This window comes from Myxococcus sp. XM-1-1-1 (assembly GCF_020037095.1).
GTDB lineage: Bacteria > Myxococcota > Myxococcia > Myxococcales > Myxococcaceae > Myxococcus > Myxococcus fulvus.
Genome location: NZ_JAIQDH010000008.1, coordinates 336,527 through 352,958 on the forward strand (window position 1 = coordinate 336,527; position 16,432 = coordinate 352,958).

Annotated in this window: 16 protein-coding genes; 6 read left to right on the plus strand and 10 right to left on the minus strand. The window is 71.1% G+C overall.

Features of this window, described 5'->3' with window-relative positions; genetic code table 11:
- Nucleotides 1-12 precede the first annotated feature (12 nt).
- On the minus strand, nucleotides 13-663 hold the full coding sequence (locus K8640_RS18725) for a hypothetical protein (protein WP_223748259.1): 651 nt from the start codon (nucleotides 661-663) through the stop codon (nucleotides 13-15).
- Nucleotides 664-994: 331 nt separating this feature from the next.
- Here K8640_RS18725 and K8640_RS18730 point away from each other — a divergent pair, with 331 nt between their 5' ends.
- Both K8640_RS18730 and K8640_RS18735 read left to right on the plus strand, forming a co-directional pair.
- Nucleotides 995-1,723, plus strand: coding sequence for an HAD family phosphatase (locus K8640_RS18730; protein WP_223748260.1), 729 nt, complete (start codon nucleotides 995-997; stop codon nucleotides 1,721-1,723).
- A 146-nt stretch (nucleotides 1,724-1,869) separates the two neighbouring features.
- A complete protein-coding gene (locus tag K8640_RS18735; RefSeq protein ID WP_223748261.1) occupies nucleotides 1,870-2,346 on the plus strand; it encodes a hypothetical protein in 477 nt (158 codons plus the stop codon).
- A 58-nt stretch (nucleotides 2,347-2,404) separates the two neighbouring features.
- Here K8640_RS18735 and K8640_RS18740 read toward each other — a convergent pair whose 3' ends face one another.
- From K8640_RS18740 to K8640_RS18765, 6 genes are all read right to left on the minus strand, one after another.
- Nucleotides 2,405-4,249 (minus strand): glycosyltransferase family 39 protein, encoded by a 1,845-nt coding sequence (locus tag K8640_RS18740; protein WP_223748262.1) that lies wholly within the window; start codon nucleotides 4,247-4,249, stop codon nucleotides 2,405-2,407.
- On the minus strand, nucleotides 4,246-5,196 hold the full coding sequence (locus tag K8640_RS18745) for a hypothetical protein (RefSeq protein ID WP_223748263.1): 951 nt from the start codon (nucleotides 5,194-5,196) through the stop codon (nucleotides 4,246-4,248). The genes K8640_RS18740 and K8640_RS18745 overlap by 4 nt, the downstream gene beginning before the upstream one ends.
- Nucleotides 5,183-5,695, minus strand: a complete 513-nt coding sequence (locus K8640_RS18750) for a hypothetical protein (RefSeq protein ID WP_046715518.1) — start codon at nucleotides 5,693-5,695, stop codon at nucleotides 5,183-5,185. Before K8640_RS18750 ends, K8640_RS18745 begins: the two co-directional genes overlap by 14 nt.
- A 59-nt stretch (nucleotides 5,696-5,754) precedes the next feature.
- Nucleotides 5,755-6,723: a CarD family transcriptional regulator gene (locus K8640_RS18755; RefSeq protein WP_223748264.1), complete on the minus strand. Its 969-nt coding sequence runs from the start codon at nucleotides 6,721-6,723 to the stop codon at nucleotides 5,755-5,757.
- 73 nt (nucleotides 6,724-6,796) lie between these two features.
- On the minus strand, nucleotides 6,797-7,009 hold the full coding sequence (locus K8640_RS18760) for a hypothetical protein (RefSeq protein ID WP_046715516.1): 213 nt from the start codon (nucleotides 7,007-7,009) through the stop codon (nucleotides 6,797-6,799).
- An 87-nt stretch (nucleotides 7,010-7,096) separates the two neighbouring features.
- Entirely contained in the window at nucleotides 7,097-9,424 is a 2,328-nt protein-coding gene (locus K8640_RS18765; RefSeq protein ID WP_223748265.1) for a serine/threonine-protein kinase, read from the minus strand.
- A gap of 175 nt (nucleotides 9,425-9,599) precedes the next feature.
- Between K8640_RS18765 and K8640_RS18770 the strand changes: the two genes are divergently transcribed.
- Nucleotides 9,600-10,544 (plus strand): App1 family protein, encoded by a 945-nt coding sequence (locus K8640_RS18770; RefSeq protein WP_223748266.1) that lies wholly within the window; start codon nucleotides 9,600-9,602, stop codon nucleotides 10,542-10,544.
- 217 nt (nucleotides 10,545-10,761) lie between these two features.
- The gene (locus K8640_RS18775) at nucleotides 10,762-11,541 is read left to right on the plus strand and encodes a hypothetical protein (protein WP_223748267.1); all 780 of its coding nucleotides are present in this window, start codon (nucleotides 10,762-10,764) and stop codon (nucleotides 11,539-11,541) included.
- 3 nt (nucleotides 11,542-11,544) lie between these two features.
- Here K8640_RS18775 and K8640_RS18780 read toward each other — a convergent pair whose 3' ends face one another.
- Nucleotides 11,545-11,727, minus strand: a complete 183-nt coding sequence (locus tag K8640_RS18780; protein ID WP_223748268.1) for a hypothetical protein — start codon at nucleotides 11,725-11,727, stop codon at nucleotides 11,545-11,547.
- A 70-nt stretch (nucleotides 11,728-11,797) separates the two neighbouring features.
- Complete coding sequence (locus K8640_RS18785; RefSeq protein WP_223748269.1) at nucleotides 11,798-12,832, minus strand: hypothetical protein; 1,035 nt, start codon at nucleotides 12,830-12,832, stop codon at nucleotides 11,798-11,800.
- A 319-nt stretch (nucleotides 12,833-13,151) separates the two neighbouring features.
- Between K8640_RS18785 and K8640_RS18790 the strand changes: the two genes are divergently transcribed.
- Complete coding sequence (locus K8640_RS18790; protein WP_223748270.1) at nucleotides 13,152-14,954, plus strand: acyl-CoA dehydrogenase family protein; 1,803 nt, start codon at nucleotides 13,152-13,154, stop codon at nucleotides 14,952-14,954.
- 13 nt (nucleotides 14,955-14,967) lie between these two features.
- Here K8640_RS18790 and K8640_RS18795 read toward each other — a convergent pair whose 3' ends face one another.
- The gene (locus tag K8640_RS18795; RefSeq protein ID WP_141326194.1) at nucleotides 14,968-15,675 is read right to left on the minus strand and encodes a PilZ domain-containing protein; all 708 of its coding nucleotides are present in this window, start codon (nucleotides 15,673-15,675) and stop codon (nucleotides 14,968-14,970) included.
- Between the two features lie 264 nt (nucleotides 15,676-15,939).
- Between K8640_RS18795 and mraZ the strand changes: the two genes are divergently transcribed.
- Complete coding sequence (gene mraZ, locus K8640_RS18800; RefSeq protein ID WP_046715510.1) at nucleotides 15,940-16,392, plus strand: division/cell wall cluster transcriptional repressor MraZ; 453 nt, start codon at nucleotides 15,940-15,942, stop codon at nucleotides 16,390-16,392.
- Nucleotides 16,393-16,432 lie beyond the last annotated feature (40 nt).

Sequence of the window (16,432 nt, forward strand, 5' to 3'; positions counted from 1 at the left end):
AGAAGGCGCGGCTCACATGCCCGGGCACTGGCCGGGCTTCATCTCGTTCGCCGTCTGGTGGACCTCGCTGCTGAGCTGCTGCTGCTGGGACGGGTCCATCGCCGTGTAGACGATGACCACGCCATCCGGCGTGTCCTGGACGCTCGCGCTGGAGGGCATCGTCGGCGCGCCCGCCATGCCGGCGCCTCCCGTGCCGCTGTCATCGCGGCCGTACTGCTCCTCGGTGTCGCTGTCGCCCAGGTCCTCGCGCTGCACCTCGTCCAGGACGGAGGTCTCCTGCGCGCGCTGGGTGCTGGCGGCCTGCTCGTGCAGCATGCGGCGGCTGCGCTGCTGCAGCTCCGCCACCTGCGTGGGCTCCGGCGTGCTGAGGACCAGCGCCACGCCCTCGGGCACGTCCTCGGCCCGGGCCACCGCGCCGGGGACGGCCATGGGGCAGTTGGCCTCGGAGACGCCCTTGTGGTGTTTGCCATGGTGCTTGCCGTGGGCGTCGTCGGGCGGCGGCGCGCCCTGCGCCATCGAAGGTGGCGGCTGGGGTGGGGCCGGAGGCTGCGTGCTGGCCTGGGGCTCGGCGCCCTGGGACTGCGAGCCCCGCTTGGAACAGCCGACCGAGAAACACAGCGCCGCGGACACGGCGAGAATCGACGGAAGCCTGAACAGCTGCATGTGGATGTCCCCCTCCGGGCGAGAGCCCGACTCGCGGAAGGTGGACAGGGGGGCGGAGGCCGCCAACGTCGTCCCCACCGCGCCCGGGTCGCCCGCCCCGCCCTGGAGACGGGGGTTCCATCCTCGAGGGGACGCAGCATCGTGCCGGGCGACACCTGGGAGGCCTCAGGTGATGACTCGCGGACGCCAGGACGGTGTTCGACGGGGCTGCTCGTCGGATGCGCAACACGCCGCGCTCCGAGCCGACATCCAGGGGAGGAGGTCCTCCGTCCTGGTTCGTGGAGGAGCCAGGGACTCCGACAGGGGCCCTGCCCGACAGGAAGGATTGTGTATGAGAAGGCTCGCGGTGCTCGACCTGGATGGGACGCTCACCCCGGACACGCTCGGGGCCTTGCTGGTGCGTGAGCTGACGGCGCGCGGTGTCTGTGATGGGACGGTCGTGCGCGAACTCCTGGCGGCGGTCGAACGCCATGACGTGGGCGGACAGGACTTCTTCGACGCCGTCGCGGATGTCTACCGGGGCTGGGAGCGGCTCTTCGCGGGTGTGGCGGTCCCCAGCGTCGAGCGCGCCGCGGAGGATGTCTGGGCCCAGGCGCGAGGTCACCTGTTCGGGTTCGTCCGGCCGCTGCTCCGGATGCTCGAGGCCGAGGGGTTCCTGGTGGCTCTGGTCTCCGGAGGGCCTATCGAGATGGTCCATCTGGTCGCGGAGGACCTGGGCATCGACGTGTACCGGGGCGCGCAGATGGCCATCCAACGCAATCGCTATACGGGACAGGTGCTCCAGGGGCCTGGCCGCAGCGGGGGCAAGCCGGGCATCCTCCAGGAGCTGGCGTCGCTCCACCGCGCCTCGCTGGAGCGCTCCCTCGCGATGGGCAACTCCCTCTCCGACGGGGAGATCCTCGCGCTGGTGGGCTTCCCCCTGGCGTTCGAGCCCTCACCGGAGCTGGCCGACCTGGCGGTGACTCGCGGGTGGAGCCAGGTCGACCGGCACGATGTGCTGCATGTGCTCCCGGTGCTCCTCGCGGGGGAGCAGGGTGGGGAAGGTGTGCCCAGTGCGTGAGGGGTGTTCCCGGGTTGCTTTTGCATCCGGGTTGGATGTTTGTGCTGGAGGTGAGGAGGCGCTTCGGGCGTGGGTGTGAGGGTTTGCGGTCGTCCTTGGTCCAATGGTTAGGATGGACTGTTTCCCTTCACCCCGAGGAGCGTCGAATGAAGCGATGGACTCGTGTCTGGATGGCCGTGGTGTCGTTCGCGGTGTTGTCGGCCTGTGGTGGTGTGGATGCGCAGGCTCCGCTGGAGCAGGAACTGGGGGAGCAGGAGGCCCGCATCGATGTCTGTGGTAACGGCCTGTGTTTCCGGCTGGAGCCGCAGTCCTGTCCCGAGGACTGTCCGTACAGTGGCTACTGCGGCGACGGCATCTGCCAATCGTCCTACGAGTCCAGCGCCTGGTGCTCGGATTGCTCGGCGGGCCCGGGGTGTCTGGCGCCGGAGGCCGCGCGGCCAAGTGAGCCGGAGGGGCTCATCGATGTCTGTGGTAACGGCCTGTGCTTCCGGCTGGAGCCGCAGTCCTGTCCCGAGGACTGTCCGTACAGTGGCTACTGCGGCGACGGCGTCTGCCAATCGTCCTACGAGTCCAGCGCCTGGTGCTCGGATTGCTCGGCGGGCCCGGGGTGTCTGACTCCGTAGCGCCCGCGTCACCCGTGAGCGAGGGCCCCGTGGGTCATCACGGGGGCCTCGTCGCGGCTCAGCGAGGCTCGGGCCGCACGTAGACGATGACCTGCGGCGTCTCGTCCAGGTACAGCCCCGTCGCCGGCGTGCGCGTGTTGAACGCCTGCCACGTCTGGAACTCGTACTCGCGGAACTCCTGGTGGTACTGGTACGCGACGATGTCCGCCTCGAAGGGGCTGCCCACCGCTCGCAGGTCCGGCCGGAGCATCCCGTTGCGCTGGTAGTCGCGGAACGAGCCGCCGTGCACCTCATGCAGGAACAGCCGCGCGTTCGGCTTCGCGTGCTCGTTGATCCACGGCAGCACGCCGGTGACGTGGCTGGACCAGAACTGCCGCTGCATCCCCAGCGTCGCCGCGCCGGGCAGCCCTCCGGCCAGCTCCGAGTACGCCGCCGTCCCGTAGGGGAACACGCGCGCCGAGTACACCAGCGCGGGCGCCAGCAGCACCGCGAACACGGGCGCGAGCACGGCGAGCGCGGGCACCGAGGGCTTCTTCTCGCGCAGCCGCTCCAGGAGCGCCGTCGAGCCGCGCGACACCGCCTGTCCCGCGAGCAGGCCCAGGAACACCATGGACGGGAACCAGTGCTTCACCCCGCCGAAGTGCGGCACCTGGGGGTGGCTGATGATGAGGATGGACGTCACCGCGTTCACTCCCACCAGCGCCTCCACCATCGTCACCGGCCGCACCCACGCGCGCGTGCGCTCCATCTGCCCCAGCACGCCGCGGCCCGCGAGCGCGAGGAAGCCCGTCACCATGGGCGCGAAGAGGCTGGTGGGCACCGTGAGCGCCGTCTTCACCAGCACGTACGCGAGCGGGAAGGGCGGCTCGCGCAAGAGCGTGCCCAGGTAGAACCAGGCGTAGTGGTTGTGCTTGGCGTGGAAGGCCAGGTACCACGCGGTGCGGTCCACCGGGTGGTGCCAGAGGTAGGGCCAGTGCAGGTAGAAGATGACGGGCCCGAGCACCGCCATCGCCGCGATGGGGACGAGCGCCCGCGTCACCTGCGCGTTCACCTTCTCCACGCCCTTGAGCAGCCACGTGCCGCCGACGGCCAGCCCCATGAACAACAGCGTGTGGGGGCTGAGCAGGAAGAACTTCCGCTGGAAGCCCTCGCCGCCGCCCAGCGACAGGATGAGCAGCCCGTAGAGCACCGCCACCGAGGCGAACAGGCCGACGAAGCGCAGCAGCCACCCGCGCGCCTGGGGCTCCGCCTCGCTCGCCTCCCACGCGCGCCACAGCGCGAAGGGCGTCAGCACGAAGGGGAGGAACAGCGCGTTGTGCTTGGCCGTCAGCGCCAGGCCGAAGGCCACGCCGCACGCCACGCCCCAGCGCACGTCCTCCAGCGCGCGCCAGAAGCAGTACACGACCAGCAGCCACAGCGCCGCCACCGGCACGTCGAAGCACGCCAGCTCCGCGTTGAAGTACTGGCGCGGCACCAGCATGAACGCGAGCGCGGCGAACAGGCCCGCGGCGCGGCCGTACAGCGCGCTGCCGAACAGGAAGCTCAGCGCGGGCACCAGCGCCGCCAGCGCGAACGCCGGCAGCCGGAACGCGGCGGCCGAGCGCATCCACCCCAGCGTGTCGTGGAAGAGCAGGTGGCTCAGCCCGAACAGCGTCTTCATCAGGACGGGGTGCTCGTGGTTGTAGTCCCACGCGCGGACGATGGCCGCGTCCGTCAGCGCCCGCGTCGGCGACTGGAACAGCTGGCGGAACCAGCCCGCGTACCCCTCCGCCGCGGCGAAGTAGACGCTCTCGTCGCGCGTGAAGCCCACGTGGCCTTCGGTCCACCACAGCGCCACGAAGGCCAGGGCCCACAGCGCCCACGCCCAGCGCTTCTCCTCGCGGGTCGCCGGCCTGCCCGTCATCCCTTCACTCCCACCGCCGGCTCCACCGCCAGCACGTCCAGACACACCTGCCGCCGGTCCGGATTGCGCGAGCGGACCCACACCTTCACCGTGCGCGGCGCGCCCGGGGGCAGCCGCACCTCGGCCTTCTTCACGCCCTCCTGGCCCGGCGCGATCGCCACGTCCAGCAGTCGCTCGCCGCTCGCCGCGTCGTCCACGCCCAGCAGCGCCGTCGTCAGCTGCGCGTCCTTGGGGAAGGCGTACTCGAAGATGATGCCGCCCTCGAGGCTGAGACTCACGTCGCCGGGCACGCCGTCGAACTCCGCCACCAGCTTCTGGTCTCCCGGCGGCGCGGGCATCCACAGGCAGTGGCGCGGCTCGTAGAGGACCTCGTGCCACTCGGCGGCCACGTAGATATTGCCCTGGCCGGGGCAGCGGTGCGCCGAGCCGCTGAACGGGCACGCCTGCCGCGCGCCGTCGTCCGACTCCAGGTACACGCGCGCGCGGGAGACGACGTCAGAGGCGGTGAAGCGGCGCGGCCGGTGGCGCCCGTTCTCGTAGAGCGTCAGCGTCAGCGAGCCCTCGCGCTCGGGCTCACCCACGGCGCGGCGCTCCGGCAGGAAGTCCTTCAGGAAGGCCGCCTCGTCCGAGCGCGGCAGCTCCGGTTGTCCCAGCACCCAGACGCGCGGGTGCGCGGACAGGTCGTCGGTGTCCGAGCCCAGGTAGCCGTAGACGGGCAGGCCCGGAGGCACGAACAGGCGCGCGCGCTCCGTCCACCAGGGGAACAGCAGCACCGCGTCACCGGGGCGGGCCTGCGACTGGAGCCGCCGGGCCACCGCGCGATAGCCCTCCTCGGTGGGGAGCTTGCCCGGCAGCCGCAGGTGGAAGAGCAGGCACAGGAGCGCGACGAGCAGCAGGCCCCCCAGCTCCAGGAGGGGCAGCGCGCGTGGGAGGCTAGGACTTCGCAAGACGAATCTTCTGCTCGCTCTTTTCCCGGCAGAAGGTGCAGAAGATGGGCTCACCCTGGGAGAACGACGGCGTCCAGGGCGGGTACATCGAGCACCGCGGGTCCAGGCAGTGGTGCAGCTCCCACAGGTGGCCGAGCTGGTGCAGCGCCTGCCGCGCCACGGGCTTGAAGCCCGTCTCCAGGTCCTTGTGCGGCTGCAGCGAGATGATGGAGCGGTCCTTGCCCTGGCGCGCGAAGCCCGGGGTGGGGGCCACGCCGCTGGGCAGCTCGCGCTCCTTGAGCTTGCGCGTGGTGAGCAGCAGCACCTTGTCGTCCTGATAGGCGCGGATGCCCTTCACCTGGTCCAGCAGCTTCTCGGCGTCCAGCGGCTCGCCCAGCCCCGGGGGGATTTCGGCGCTGCCGGAGTGCTCGCTGCCCACGCCGAACGCCGTGTAGAGCGTGCGGTTGAGCTTGGCGAGCTGCTTGTCGTCGAAGGGGTCCAACGTCACGACGCGAATCACGGGGAATCACCTCGGCACGAAGAGGGCCCGCGTCAGGGCCCCCTGGATGGTGTTGGCGGTCAGTCCTCGCTGTCGGCGGGCTTGGCCTTGGGCGGACGGCCGCGCTTCTTGGGCGCGGCGGGCGCCGCTCCCTCCACTTCGGGCGGCTTCGGCTTGGGAGGACGGCCGCGCTTCTTGGGCGCGGCGGGCTCGGCGCCCTCGGGGGGCGCCTCCGGCTTCGGCTTGGGAGGACGGCCGCGCTTCTTGGGCGCGGCGGGCTCGGCGCCCTCGGCCTCCGCGGGCTTGGCCTTGGGAGGACGGCCGCGCTTCTTGGGCGCGGAGGACTCCTCATCGCCCTTCTCCTCGGACGACTCCTCGCCCTCCTCCTCGGAGGCGCTCTCCTCGTCGGACTCGGACTGCGGCTCCTCGTCGGAGGGCAGGTCCAGGTCTCCGTCGAGCCCCAGCAGGTCTCCGTCGAGCCCCAGGTCGTCCTCGTCGCCCTTCGCGAACTCGGCGGCGGTGCGCTTGGGGCGCTCGCGGCCGGGCGGGAAGAGGACCAGGTCGATGGCGTCCTCCGCGTTGACCTCGGCGGTGCCGAGCGCGGTGGCGACCTCCGACACCAACAGGTGCCGGGCGTTGTCGTACAGCTCACGCTCCTTGGTCGGCAGGGGGCGCAGCTCGCTCAGGACCTGGAGGTCCTTGACCACCTCGGCGAGCCCCAGGATTCCGCCCTGGGTCATGCGCTCCTGGTTGGTGCGTGCGCGCTGCTTCCAGTCCAGGTCGGCCTTGTCGCCGTCGGAGCGCAGGAACGCGAAGAGGTTCTTCACGTCGTCGGGGCTGGCGACCCGGCGCACACCGATGGCCACGACCTTTTGCTGGGGCACCATCAGGAGGGCGTTGTCCTCCTCGCGGCGCATCGTGACGAAGATGAGCTTCTGTCCCGCCACTTCCTTGGTGTCGATGGCGGTGACGCGGCAGACACCCTGATTCGGGTAGACGACCCGGTCGCCGACCGCGAGCTGGTTGAGTGACGCGGACCCTTCAGGCATGTCCCCCTCGCGGGCAGGTAGACGTCAAACGGAGGCCCGGGCTTAGCACCGAGTCGCGCTCGACGCCACGAGATTACCGGTGAACCGACGCCGTGCGTTCGCCCGTCCGCTGAGCCTCCAAAAGGATGCCCAGCAGCTCCTTCTGCCGCGCGTCCAGCGCCGCCTCCACCTGCGCCTGCGTCGGCTCCGCCTCGCTGCTCCCGGGACGCGCGTCCACGCGGCCCGACAGCCCCACCGTCCCGAGCACCACCGCTCCCACCACGGCCACTGCCACCAGCTTCAACATGTTGAGCCCTCCTTGTCGCTCAGGGTAGGGGGAGCGACTGGAGGATCAACTTTTAGGCGACAGGCCGCTGCACGGCTGTAGCAGGGCTCACTGCGCCGTGCGGCCGTGGCGGTGCTCGGCGGGGGCCGTCTGGCCGCCGGTGGGGTGGACCACGGGGATGACCTCCAAGAGGAGGGTGCCGGTGTTGTCGGCCAGGTTGTCGTCCGGGAAGGCGAGCTGGAGCCACGACGCCCCCCTGAGTCGGGTGGGCTGCCCCACCTCCAGGAGCGCCAGGCCGCTGGGCGAGCCCTCGGGACCGGGGCCGGTGCCCACCAGGCCGAGCACCCGGCCCACCGGGCCTCCGCCCAGGCCGCGGGTCCGGGCGGGCTCGGCGGTGTAGCGCAGCACCACGTCGTACGTGGTGCCCGGGTCCAGCGCGCGGAGCACGAAGCGGTCCGCGCGTGACAGCTTCACCGCGTGCTGGCGCGAGTCCAGGCGGAAGGGCGCGAGGCTCGCTCCCCCCAGCTCGCGGATGCGCACCTGGAGCCCGCCCCGGTTGTCGTCCCGGCGGGCATCCAGCGCGAAGACGTGGAGCACGGACGCGTGGCGCACCAGCTGCTCGTCGGGGCCGAGCACGCCGAAGGAGTCGTGCGCGGGCAGGTTCGCGTCGCCCTCCAGGAAGTAGCCGGCGTGCTCGACGGACATGGGGCCGCCCAGCGACATGCGCCCCTCGGTGTGCACCAGGTACGTGCGGGCCGGGTCCAGTTGCACGCGCGCGGCGTTGGTGACGGGGACGCGGAAGGCGTGGCTCACCGCGGACAGGCGGATGCCGCCCGGGGCCCAGTCCATCTCCGGTACGGGGGGCGCGTGGTGTGCGCGGGCCGACGTGGCGGACGCGGCCGGAGTGTTCATCCGAGGACGAAGCCGCGCGTGCACGGCCAGGGTGGTGCCCCGCTCGGCGCGGACCACCTGGCTCCACGGCACCATGCCGGGGATGTGGACCTCCAGCAGGTGCTCGGCGTCCGCGGGCAGGTGGGTGAGGAGCGCGGGCGTGAGCGTGTCCAGCGGGCGGCCATCCACGCGGATGTTGGCGCCCGGCGGCGACGAGCTGAGCTCCACGGAGAAGGTGCCGTTGCGCCCCAGCATCATCACCACCAGCGCCACGCCCATGGCCGCGAGCACCGGCGTCCCCAGCGCCATGGCGTTCGGCACGCGAGGGCGGAGCGGCACTGGCGCGTCGGTGGTCGGCGCGGGCTCGGGAGGAGGGGCCTCCGCGGTGGGTGCGTCGGAGGACGGGCCGGGGACGGCGGGGATGGGCTGGGTGGTGCGCTCGCGGCGGCCCTCGGGCGGGCGGGGCGCGGCGGGCGTCTCCAGCGGCGTTTCGAGGGGCGCGGACGGCAGCTCCCGGAGGGTGCGGCGCTCGGCGAGCGGGCGCGTCCAGCGGGCCATCTGCCCCAGGAACTCGCGCGGCAGCAGCACCGGGCGGCCGTCCGCGACCAGCTCGGTCTCGAACAGGTAGCCCATGAAATGGGCCAGCGCGCTGGTGGAGACGTCGGGCGTGGCGGTGTGCAGGTAGCGGGTGAGGACCTCCGCGAAGGCCTCGGCGGTGGGGTAGCGCTGCTCGCGCTCCACCGCGAGCGCGGTGAGGAGGATGCGCTCCAGGGCCGGTGGGATGTCCGGCTCCAGCTCGCGCGGCCGGGGGAAGTCGCCCACCGCGATTTTTCGCATCACGTCGGTGACGGAGCCCTCGAAGGGCAGTCGCCCGCACAGCGTCTCGTACAGCAGGGTTCCCGCGGCGAAGATGTCCGCGCGCGCGTCCAGCTCCCGGCCCCGGGCCTGCTCCGGCGCGAAGTAGGCGTACTTGCCCTTGGCGTCGCCCGCGTCGGACTCGTAGCCGCCCGCCATCCGCGCGCGGGCGATGCCGAAGTCCACCAGCTTCACCTGGCCCTCGAAGCTGAGCAGCACGTTCTGCGGGCTGACGTCGCGGTGGATGATGTGCAGCGGCCGGCCCCGGTCATCCAGGCGCGTGTGCGCGTATGCCAGCCCCTTGAGCACCTCCACCGTCACCAGCAGGGCGAGCGGCTGCGGGAGCGTGTACAGTCCCTTCTCACGCGCCCGGCGCAGCACGCGCGACAGCGGATGCCCGTCCACCCACTCCATGGCGATGAAGTACTGGCCGTCGACCTCGCCGAAGTCGAAGACCTGCGCGATGTTGCCGTGGCTCAGCCCCGCCGCGATGCGCGCCTCGTTGACGAACATGGAGACGAAGGCGCTCTGGTCCGCGTAGCCGGGGAGGATCTTCTTGATGACCACCGGCTTGGTGACACCCGCCACCGCCGTCATCCGGGCGCGGTAGATCTCCGCCATGCCGCCCGTCGCGATGCGCTCGAGCAACGTGTACTTGCCGAAATCGCGCCCTTCGGACGGGTGCTCCACGTGTCTTCCGGCTCCTCTGGGCGCACCGGGCCGATGTGCTACCCCACCACGACGCCCTTCGATGACCGCGTGAAGCTATCATCAAGGTCTCCGTAAACATTAACACGGGAAAATTCCGTTGAACACGCTTGCTCGATGGTTTGTCCTGCTTGGATTTCTCTGCGCGCCCCGCGTCATGGCGGCGCCCGCGGTGTTGCTGACGCCGGTGTTGGGGCAGCCGGAGCGGGTGATGTTGCAGGGGCGGGTGCTGAAGGAAGCGCCCGGTGACGGCAGCTCGGCGTTGACGCGCAACGTGCGTCGCCTGGCGGCTCGCAACTGGGAGGGCGCGAAGGTGTCGGTGCGCTTCCAGGGGGTGACGGCGACCCTCACCAGCGGGCATGACGGTGGGTTCGAGGTGAACCTCCTGCCGCCCGAGGGCAAGGCCTTCGAGGTGGGGGCGTTCGAGGCGGAGGCGTGGGTGGAGGGCGCCACCACGTCGGCGCGGGTGGAGGTGGTGCCGGCGGCGACGCCGCTGCTCGTCGTCTCCGACTTCGACGACACGGTGGTGGTGACGCAGGTGACGAAGCCGACGAAGCTGGTGCAGACGGCGCTGCTCAAGGACGCGGATGAGCTGGAGGTGGTGCCGGGCATGTCGGCGCTCTACGGGTGCCTGCGGGGCGGCGTGCCCTCGGCGTTCGCGCTGGTGAGCGGCTCGCCCGTCCAGTACCTGCCGCGCGTGAAGTCGTTCCTGACGCGGCACGGCTTCCCGGCGGGGTTCGGCGTGTACCTGCGGGACCTGGGGCCCGGCTCGCTGTCCGACTACAAGCAGCCCATCATCCGACGGTTGCTCACGCAGTTCCCGCAGCCGGTGGTGCTGGTGGGGGACTCGGGTGAGAAGGACCCGGAGGTCTACGCGCAGATTCGCGAGGAGTTCCCCGGACGCGTGAAGGCCATCTACATCCGTGACGCGGGGCGCACGAAGGACCCCCAGCGCTTCACGGACATGGTGCTCTTCCAGGACGCGCGCCAGGCGGCGGAGCACGCGGTGGGCCTGGGGCTCGCCGACGCGGCCTGTGTCGCGAGCACGCTGCCGAAGCCCGCGCGGACGCCGCCCGCGACGGCCAGCCCGTCACCCCCGTGACGTCTTGCGTTGAGGTCATGACGCGCGGCTGGATTCATGACGCACCGGGATGTCGCATGCGAGTGTTTCAAGGCGGGGAGGTGGGCCGGTCGTCGGAGGTGTCCTCGGGGACGCGGGCGGGGGTGACGTCGTGAGGTTCGGGGCGGTGATGGCGCGCGGATGCATTCATCGAGCGGCGCGAGTCTCGGGGCGACGATGGCTCGGGGGCCTTTTGTGCATGGGGCTCGCGCTCACGGGCTGTCGTGAGGAGAAGCCCGCGCAGCCCCTGCAGTCGCTGAAGCCCGAGCCGCTCCCGTCGCTGACCCCGGGGACTCGGGCCACCGCCGCCGACGACGGGGGCGCGCGGCCCCGGGTCGATGCTCCGGTCTACGGAGAGAAGCTCCCCGCTGGAGCGCTGCGGATGGCGCTCGCGGGTGAGCAGGTGCGCGTGGACGCGGAGACGTTCGAGCCGACGAACCCGGACTCCCTCGCGCGCCTGGCCTCGCGGGTGAAGGGCCGGGACGTGCTGCTCGTGCCGGACGCGGACACGTTCCTGGCGCAGGTGTCGGAGCTGTTCGCGGTGCTGCGGGACTCGGCGGGCTCGGTGTGGCTCGCGCATCCGGACGCGCCCGTCGCCTATCGGTTGGTCCTCCGCGACGAGGAGGGCTTTCGCGAGTGGCTGGCGGAGGTGGCCCCGGGGAAGCTGCGCATCATCCAGCGCGCGGATGGGTTCGAATTGAGCACGAGCGTGGGCAAGCTGCCCGGCCCGGACGCGAACGGCCCGTCGGTGCCGGTGCGCGAGGGGCGTCAGGACCTCGCGATGCTGCGCCGGGGCCTGGGGCTGTTGAAGGGGCGCTTCAAGCAGTCCGAGGACATCTGCCTGGTGCCCTCGTTCGGCACCGAGGTGGCGCAGGCGGCCAGGGCGCTCGGAGCCGTGTACACGGCCCCAGGAGAGCCCCTGTTCGAGACGCTGTGCCTCGTCTACCCGACGCCTCGGCGCGCCGGGGACGCGGGCTGAGGCTCAGGGCTCGAAGCCGAACTGGAACAGGTCCGACAGGCCGTTCGCGGTCCACGTCCGCGAGCCGACCCGCAGCGTGTCGTGGAAGCGTCCCATGACCGCGGGCCTGCCATCCGGGGTGACGGCGACGGTGCCCTCATCCAAGCCGGGGCTGCCGCGGTCCTGTCCGCCGGGGAAGGTCCGCACCCAGCGCCACGAGCCATGGATGCGGTCGAGCTTCGCGACGTAGACGTTGGCGGCGCTCGCCGCATTGCCATCAGGAACTCCCAGGGCCGCCGTATCCGGGCTGAGGCCCTGGTAGCCACACGCCGTCGTTCAGGTCCATGGCGATGGCGTCGATGTCGAAGGCGAAGTTCCACGCCCAGCGCTCCTCGCCGTCGCGTGTCCAGGCGGCGACGAAGGCGTCCTGGTCGATGCCGAGGTTGGCGGTGGACGAGTGCTCCCGTGCCGCGAAGGTGAAGGTGTTGGCGAACGTGCCGACCGCCACCACGCGGTTGCCGTGCGTGGCCACGCCGAGCGCGAAGCCGACCGCGCCGTCCAGCCGGCGGCGCCACTGGGGCTGCCCCGTGGGTGAGAGCTTGATGAGATAGGGCTCGACGACGCTGATGGGCCCCTTGGCATCGCCCGCGACGTAGATGGCGCCTTCACTGTCCACGGTGGCGGCGCGGCCCACGCCCTGGACGGTGTTCACGTCGACGAACGTCCACTGCTTCACGCCCTCGCCGTCGTACCGGATGAAGGTGAGCCGGGGGCTGTTGTCGGAGCCCACCGTGTATCCCCCGAGGCCGATGTTCCCCGCGCGGTCCGTCACGAGCGCATGGACGCTGAGCTCCGATTGCCGGATGGGGCGCAGCCACAGCAGCCGCCCCAGGGGGTCGAGCTTCATCAGGTGGGGGTCGTCGCTGAACAGGTTGCTGGTGATGGCGCCGGCGGGTCCTCCGAGGATGACGATGTTCCCCTCGGCGTCCGTCGCCAGGTGGAGCGCGTACCAGCCGCTGAGGACGCGCAGGAGTGACTTCTGCCCCTGCGGGGAGTGCCGCACGAGCGCGAGCCCCCGGCCCTCCGGCCCGCCCGGTGCCTGGATGGGACCTGTGCCCAGGTCCACGGTGCCGGTGAAGTTGACGAAGGAGATGAAGCCTCCGTCCCGGGTGGAGGCAATCCGCCCGGTCTCCTCGCTGGGGCCGGTGACGTGCTGGGACCAGGTCAACGCGCCCGCGGCCCGGGCCTCTCCGTGGACCGTGACGACGCCCGCGACGAACAACGCCACCAGCACGCTCGCGCTCGTTCTCATGACAGCCACCCTTCCCTGGAGGCGGAGCGCCTCCGGCCTGGAGTGAGGGGCCATGGGTGGTCATCGTGAGCGGTGTCGACGTCTGCGGGACCCCTGTGACTGTCGCTCACGCCACAGGCACGGGGCCCCGCACGTTCCGCTGCGCGGAAATACCGGACGCGAAGTGCGGAAAGCCGCGGGGAACGGACAGGCCCGCAGCGAGAAAAGGGCTGGCCCGCCTGCTTCTCCTCCTAAGATGGCGCGCTTCATAGCTTGCACGGTGGGCCGTGTGCCCGCCGGCGGAAGGGGTGTTCCTTCCGTTCACCTTGGGAGGTCTTGGATGGCCGCAGTGAATGAGCCCGCCGCGTCGAAGGAAAACCCCACCGGAGGTGCCTTCCTGTTCCAGGAGGTCGGCGCTGCCCGCGTCCTCACGCCGGAGACCTTCACGGAGGAGCAACGGCTCTTCTTCCGCACCGCGCTCCAGTTCAGCCGCGAGCAGGTGGTGCCGCAGTCCGAGCGCATCGAGCACAAGGACAACGCGCTGCTGCGCGAGCTCTTGCGACAGGCGGGCGAGCTGGGCCTGCTGAGCACGGACATCCCCGAGGCCTACGGCGGCACGGGCCTGGACAAGACGACCTCGCTGCTGCTCGCGGAGGCGATGGGCCTCAACGGCTCCTGGTCCGTGACGTTCGGCGCGCACGTGGGCATCGGCACGCTGCCCATCGTCTGGTTCGGCAACGCGGCCCAGAAGGCGAAGTACCTGCCGAAGCTCGCCACGGGCGAGTGGGTGGCGGCGTACGCGCTCACCGAGCAGGGCAGCGGCAGCGACGCGCTGGGCGCGAAGACGAAGGCGGTGCGCTCGCCGGACGGCAAGCACTGGGTCCTCAACGGCTCCAAGCTCTACATCACCAACGCGGCCTTCGCGGACGTGTTCGTCGTCTTCGCCAAGGTGGACGGTGACAAGTTCACCGGCTTCATCGTGGAGAAGGACACCCCGGGCTTCAGCGTGGGCCCCGAGGAGCACAAGATGGGCATCCGTGGCTCGTCCACGTGCCCGCTCTACTTCGAGGACGCGAAGGTGCCCGCGGAGAACCTGCTGGGCGAGGTGGGCCGAGGCCACAAGATTGCCTTCAACATCCTCAACTACGGCCGGCTGAAGCTGGGCGCGGGCGTGCTCGGCAGCATGAAGCTCAACCTGGCCAACGCCCTGCGCTTCACCCAGGAGCGCAAGCAGTTCGGCACGGCCATCGCCGACTTCCCGCTGTCGCGCGAGAAGCTGGCGCGCATGGCGATGCTCGTCCACGCGGTGGAGAGCATGACCTACCGCACCGCGGGCCTGGTCGACGCGCGCCTGGCCTCGCGGGACAAGAGTGCCCCGGACTTCGAGGCGCACCTGCTGGCCGCGGTGGAGGAGTACGCCATCGAGTCCTCCATCATGAAGGTCTACGGCTCGGAGGCCCTGGGCTACCTGCTGGATGACGCCGTGCAACTGCACGGTGGCGCGGGCTTCATCGAGGAGTACCCCATCGAGCGCGCCTACCGCGACGCGCGCGTCAACCGCATCTTCGAGGGCACCAACGAGATCAACCGCATGCTCATCACGGGCATGATCCTCAAGCGCGCGGTGAAGGGTGATTTGCCGCTGTTCTCCGTGGCGAAGAACATCGCGGACGAGCTGTCGCGCGGGGAGCGCCCCCGCGCCCGCACGGAGGACGCGCTGGCGGCGGAGGAGGTCGCCGCGGAGAGCACCAAGCGCCTGGCGCTGCACGCCCTGCGCATCGCCGCGGAGAAGTTCGGCCCGGAGCTGGAGAAGCACCAGGAGGTGCTCGCCGCGCTCTCCGACGTGATGATGGACGCGTTCGCGCTGGACTCGCTCGTCACGCGCACCCGGCAGGTGGCCGCGGGAGGGCAGGTGGACCCGGTGCGGCTGGCGCTGGTGCGCCTGTTCGCGTTCGACAGCGCCCCGCGCGTGTACGAGCGCACCCGCCGCGCCCTGTGCGCCACGCTGGAGGGCGACGCGCTGGACAAGGAGCTGACGCGCCTGCGCACGCTGGACGTCTTCACGCCGTACAACCCGGCCCACCTGCGTGAGACGGTGGTGACCGCCGTCGAGGCCGCCGGCGGCTACCCCTTCGCGGAGTAGCCTCCCGCCGCCCTCACGGCATCCGCGTCACCGCGTCCATGCCGAAGCTCACCCGCGCCTTCCACGGCGCGGGGGGCAACGAGCTCAAGGCCAAGAGCGCGTCCAGCCGCTCCTGCATGGGCGCGCGCAGCCGGCCGAACGTGGCGCCGAAGCCCGGCGTCGCCTCGGTGGCGTTCTTGCGCGGCGTGGACGCGGTCCACACCACCTCGCCGTGCAACAGCAGCGCGCCGCCCGTCAGGTCCATCTCCAACAGGAACGGCGTGCCCACGCGCACGTGGCGGGGCAGGGCGGGCGCCATCACGTCCAGCCCCACGCCGCCGCGCGAGATGTCGCGCACCAGGAAGGCCGGCGACAGGGGCGTCGCCTCCACCGCGCGCAGGTGCAAGGGCAGCCGGGGGAAGCGCCGCAGCCCCTCCTTCTCCTGCACGGAGAAGATGCGCTGGAGCACCGCGTCCAGCGCGGAGCGGTCCTCGGTGGCGCCGTAGCGCACGGTGAGCAGGTAGTCGCGCTCCGGGCGCGGCTCCACCTGCACCACCTCGCCCAGCACCTCCACGGGCCGCAGCGCGCCTCCGGCGTGCAGCTCGAAGGTGAAACGGGTGCCCAGCGGCAGGCTGCGCCGCGTGTGGAGGGTGGCGCCGCCTTGACCCACGCTGCGCGTGTACTCCCCCACCAGGGACTGCGGGCTCTTGTAGGCCACCTTCAGTCGCACGTTCGTGTTCACGCACCCGTCACTCTGCGCCCTTCTCGGGGGGAGCTCAAGTTTACCCCAGCGCCACGGGTAGGGCGCCGCGCCGCGCCAAACACCTGACCTTCCAGGTGTGACGGGTTGTCCGGATGTCGGCGTTGCACTGGCGGCGTGTTCCAACCTGTTGCGCTTTCTTGACCCCCCCCATGTGGGCGCGTATGAATGCCGCCCGGTAGTGGCAAGAAGTGGGAAGGAGTGGAGCTTCATCCCTTGATGGGCTGAAAAGGTGGATCGCCCCCCGTGTTCCGAGGCGTCTATGAGCACCAGATCGACGCGAAGGGGCGGACCAGCCTCCCGGCGAAGCTCCGGGAGACCCTGGTGGGGGCCTACGACGAGCGGCTCATCGTCACGACCGCGCTGGACCGGTGCCTGCACGCCTACCCGGTGCGGGAGTGGGAGGCGCTGGAGACCTCCCTCGCGCGGCGAAATCCCATGGAGCCCGGGGTGAAGACGCTGATGCGCCTGTACGTGGCCAGCGCCCAGGAGTGCCCGCTGGACCGGCTGGGACGGCTGCTCATCCCGCCGTCGCTCCGGACGTACGCGGGGCTGGAGAAGGACGTGGTGTGGGCGGGGATGGTGAAGGTCATTGAGCTTTGGAGCCGCGAGGGCTGGGCGAAGGCCCAGGAAGAGGCCCGCCAGGAGGCGGCCTCCGCGGACGTGATGAAGGTGCTCTCCGAGCTGCGGCAGCCGTAGTCCGGAAAGTCGACAGAGGGCTGAAGTCCCCAGAGGGTGA

Excerpts from the sequence above, each read along its gene's own strand:
- K8640_RS18725 (WP_223748259.1), bottom strand. The coding sequence starts at position 663 with ATGCAGCTGTTCAGGCTTCCGTCGATTCTCGCCGTGTCCGCGGCGCTG.
- K8640_RS18730 (WP_223748260.1), top strand. The coding sequence starts at position 995 with ATGAGAAGGCTCGCGGTGCTCGACCTGGATGGGACGCTCACCCCGGAC.
- K8640_RS18735 (WP_223748261.1), top strand. The coding sequence starts at position 1,870 with ATGAAGCGATGGACTCGTGTCTGGATGGCCGTGGTGTCGTTCGCGGTG.
- K8640_RS18740 (WP_223748262.1), bottom strand. The coding sequence starts at position 4,249 with ATGACGGGCAGGCCGGCGACCCGCGAGGAGAAGCGCTGGGCGTGGGCG.
- K8640_RS18755 (WP_223748264.1), bottom strand. The coding sequence starts at position 6,723 with ATGCCTGAAGGGTCCGCGTCACTCAACCAGCTCGCGGTCGGCGACCGG.
- K8640_RS18760 (WP_046715516.1), bottom strand. The coding sequence starts at position 7,009 with ATGTTGAAGCTGGTGGCAGTGGCCGTGGTGGGAGCGGTGGTGCTCGGG.
- K8640_RS18770 (WP_223748266.1), top strand. The coding sequence starts at position 9,600 with ATGGCGGCGCCCGCGGTGTTGCTGACGCCGGTGTTGGGGCAGCCGGAG.
- K8640_RS18775 (WP_223748267.1), top strand. The coding sequence starts at position 10,762 with ATGGGGCTCGCGCTCACGGGCTGTCGTGAGGAGAAGCCCGCGCAGCCC.
- K8640_RS18785 (WP_223748269.1), bottom strand. The coding sequence starts at position 12,832 with ATGAGAACGAGCGCGAGCGTGCTGGTGGCGTTGTTCGTCGCGGGCGTC.
- K8640_RS18790 (WP_223748270.1), top strand. The coding sequence starts at position 13,152 with ATGGCCGCAGTGAATGAGCCCGCCGCGTCGAAGGAAAACCCCACCGGA.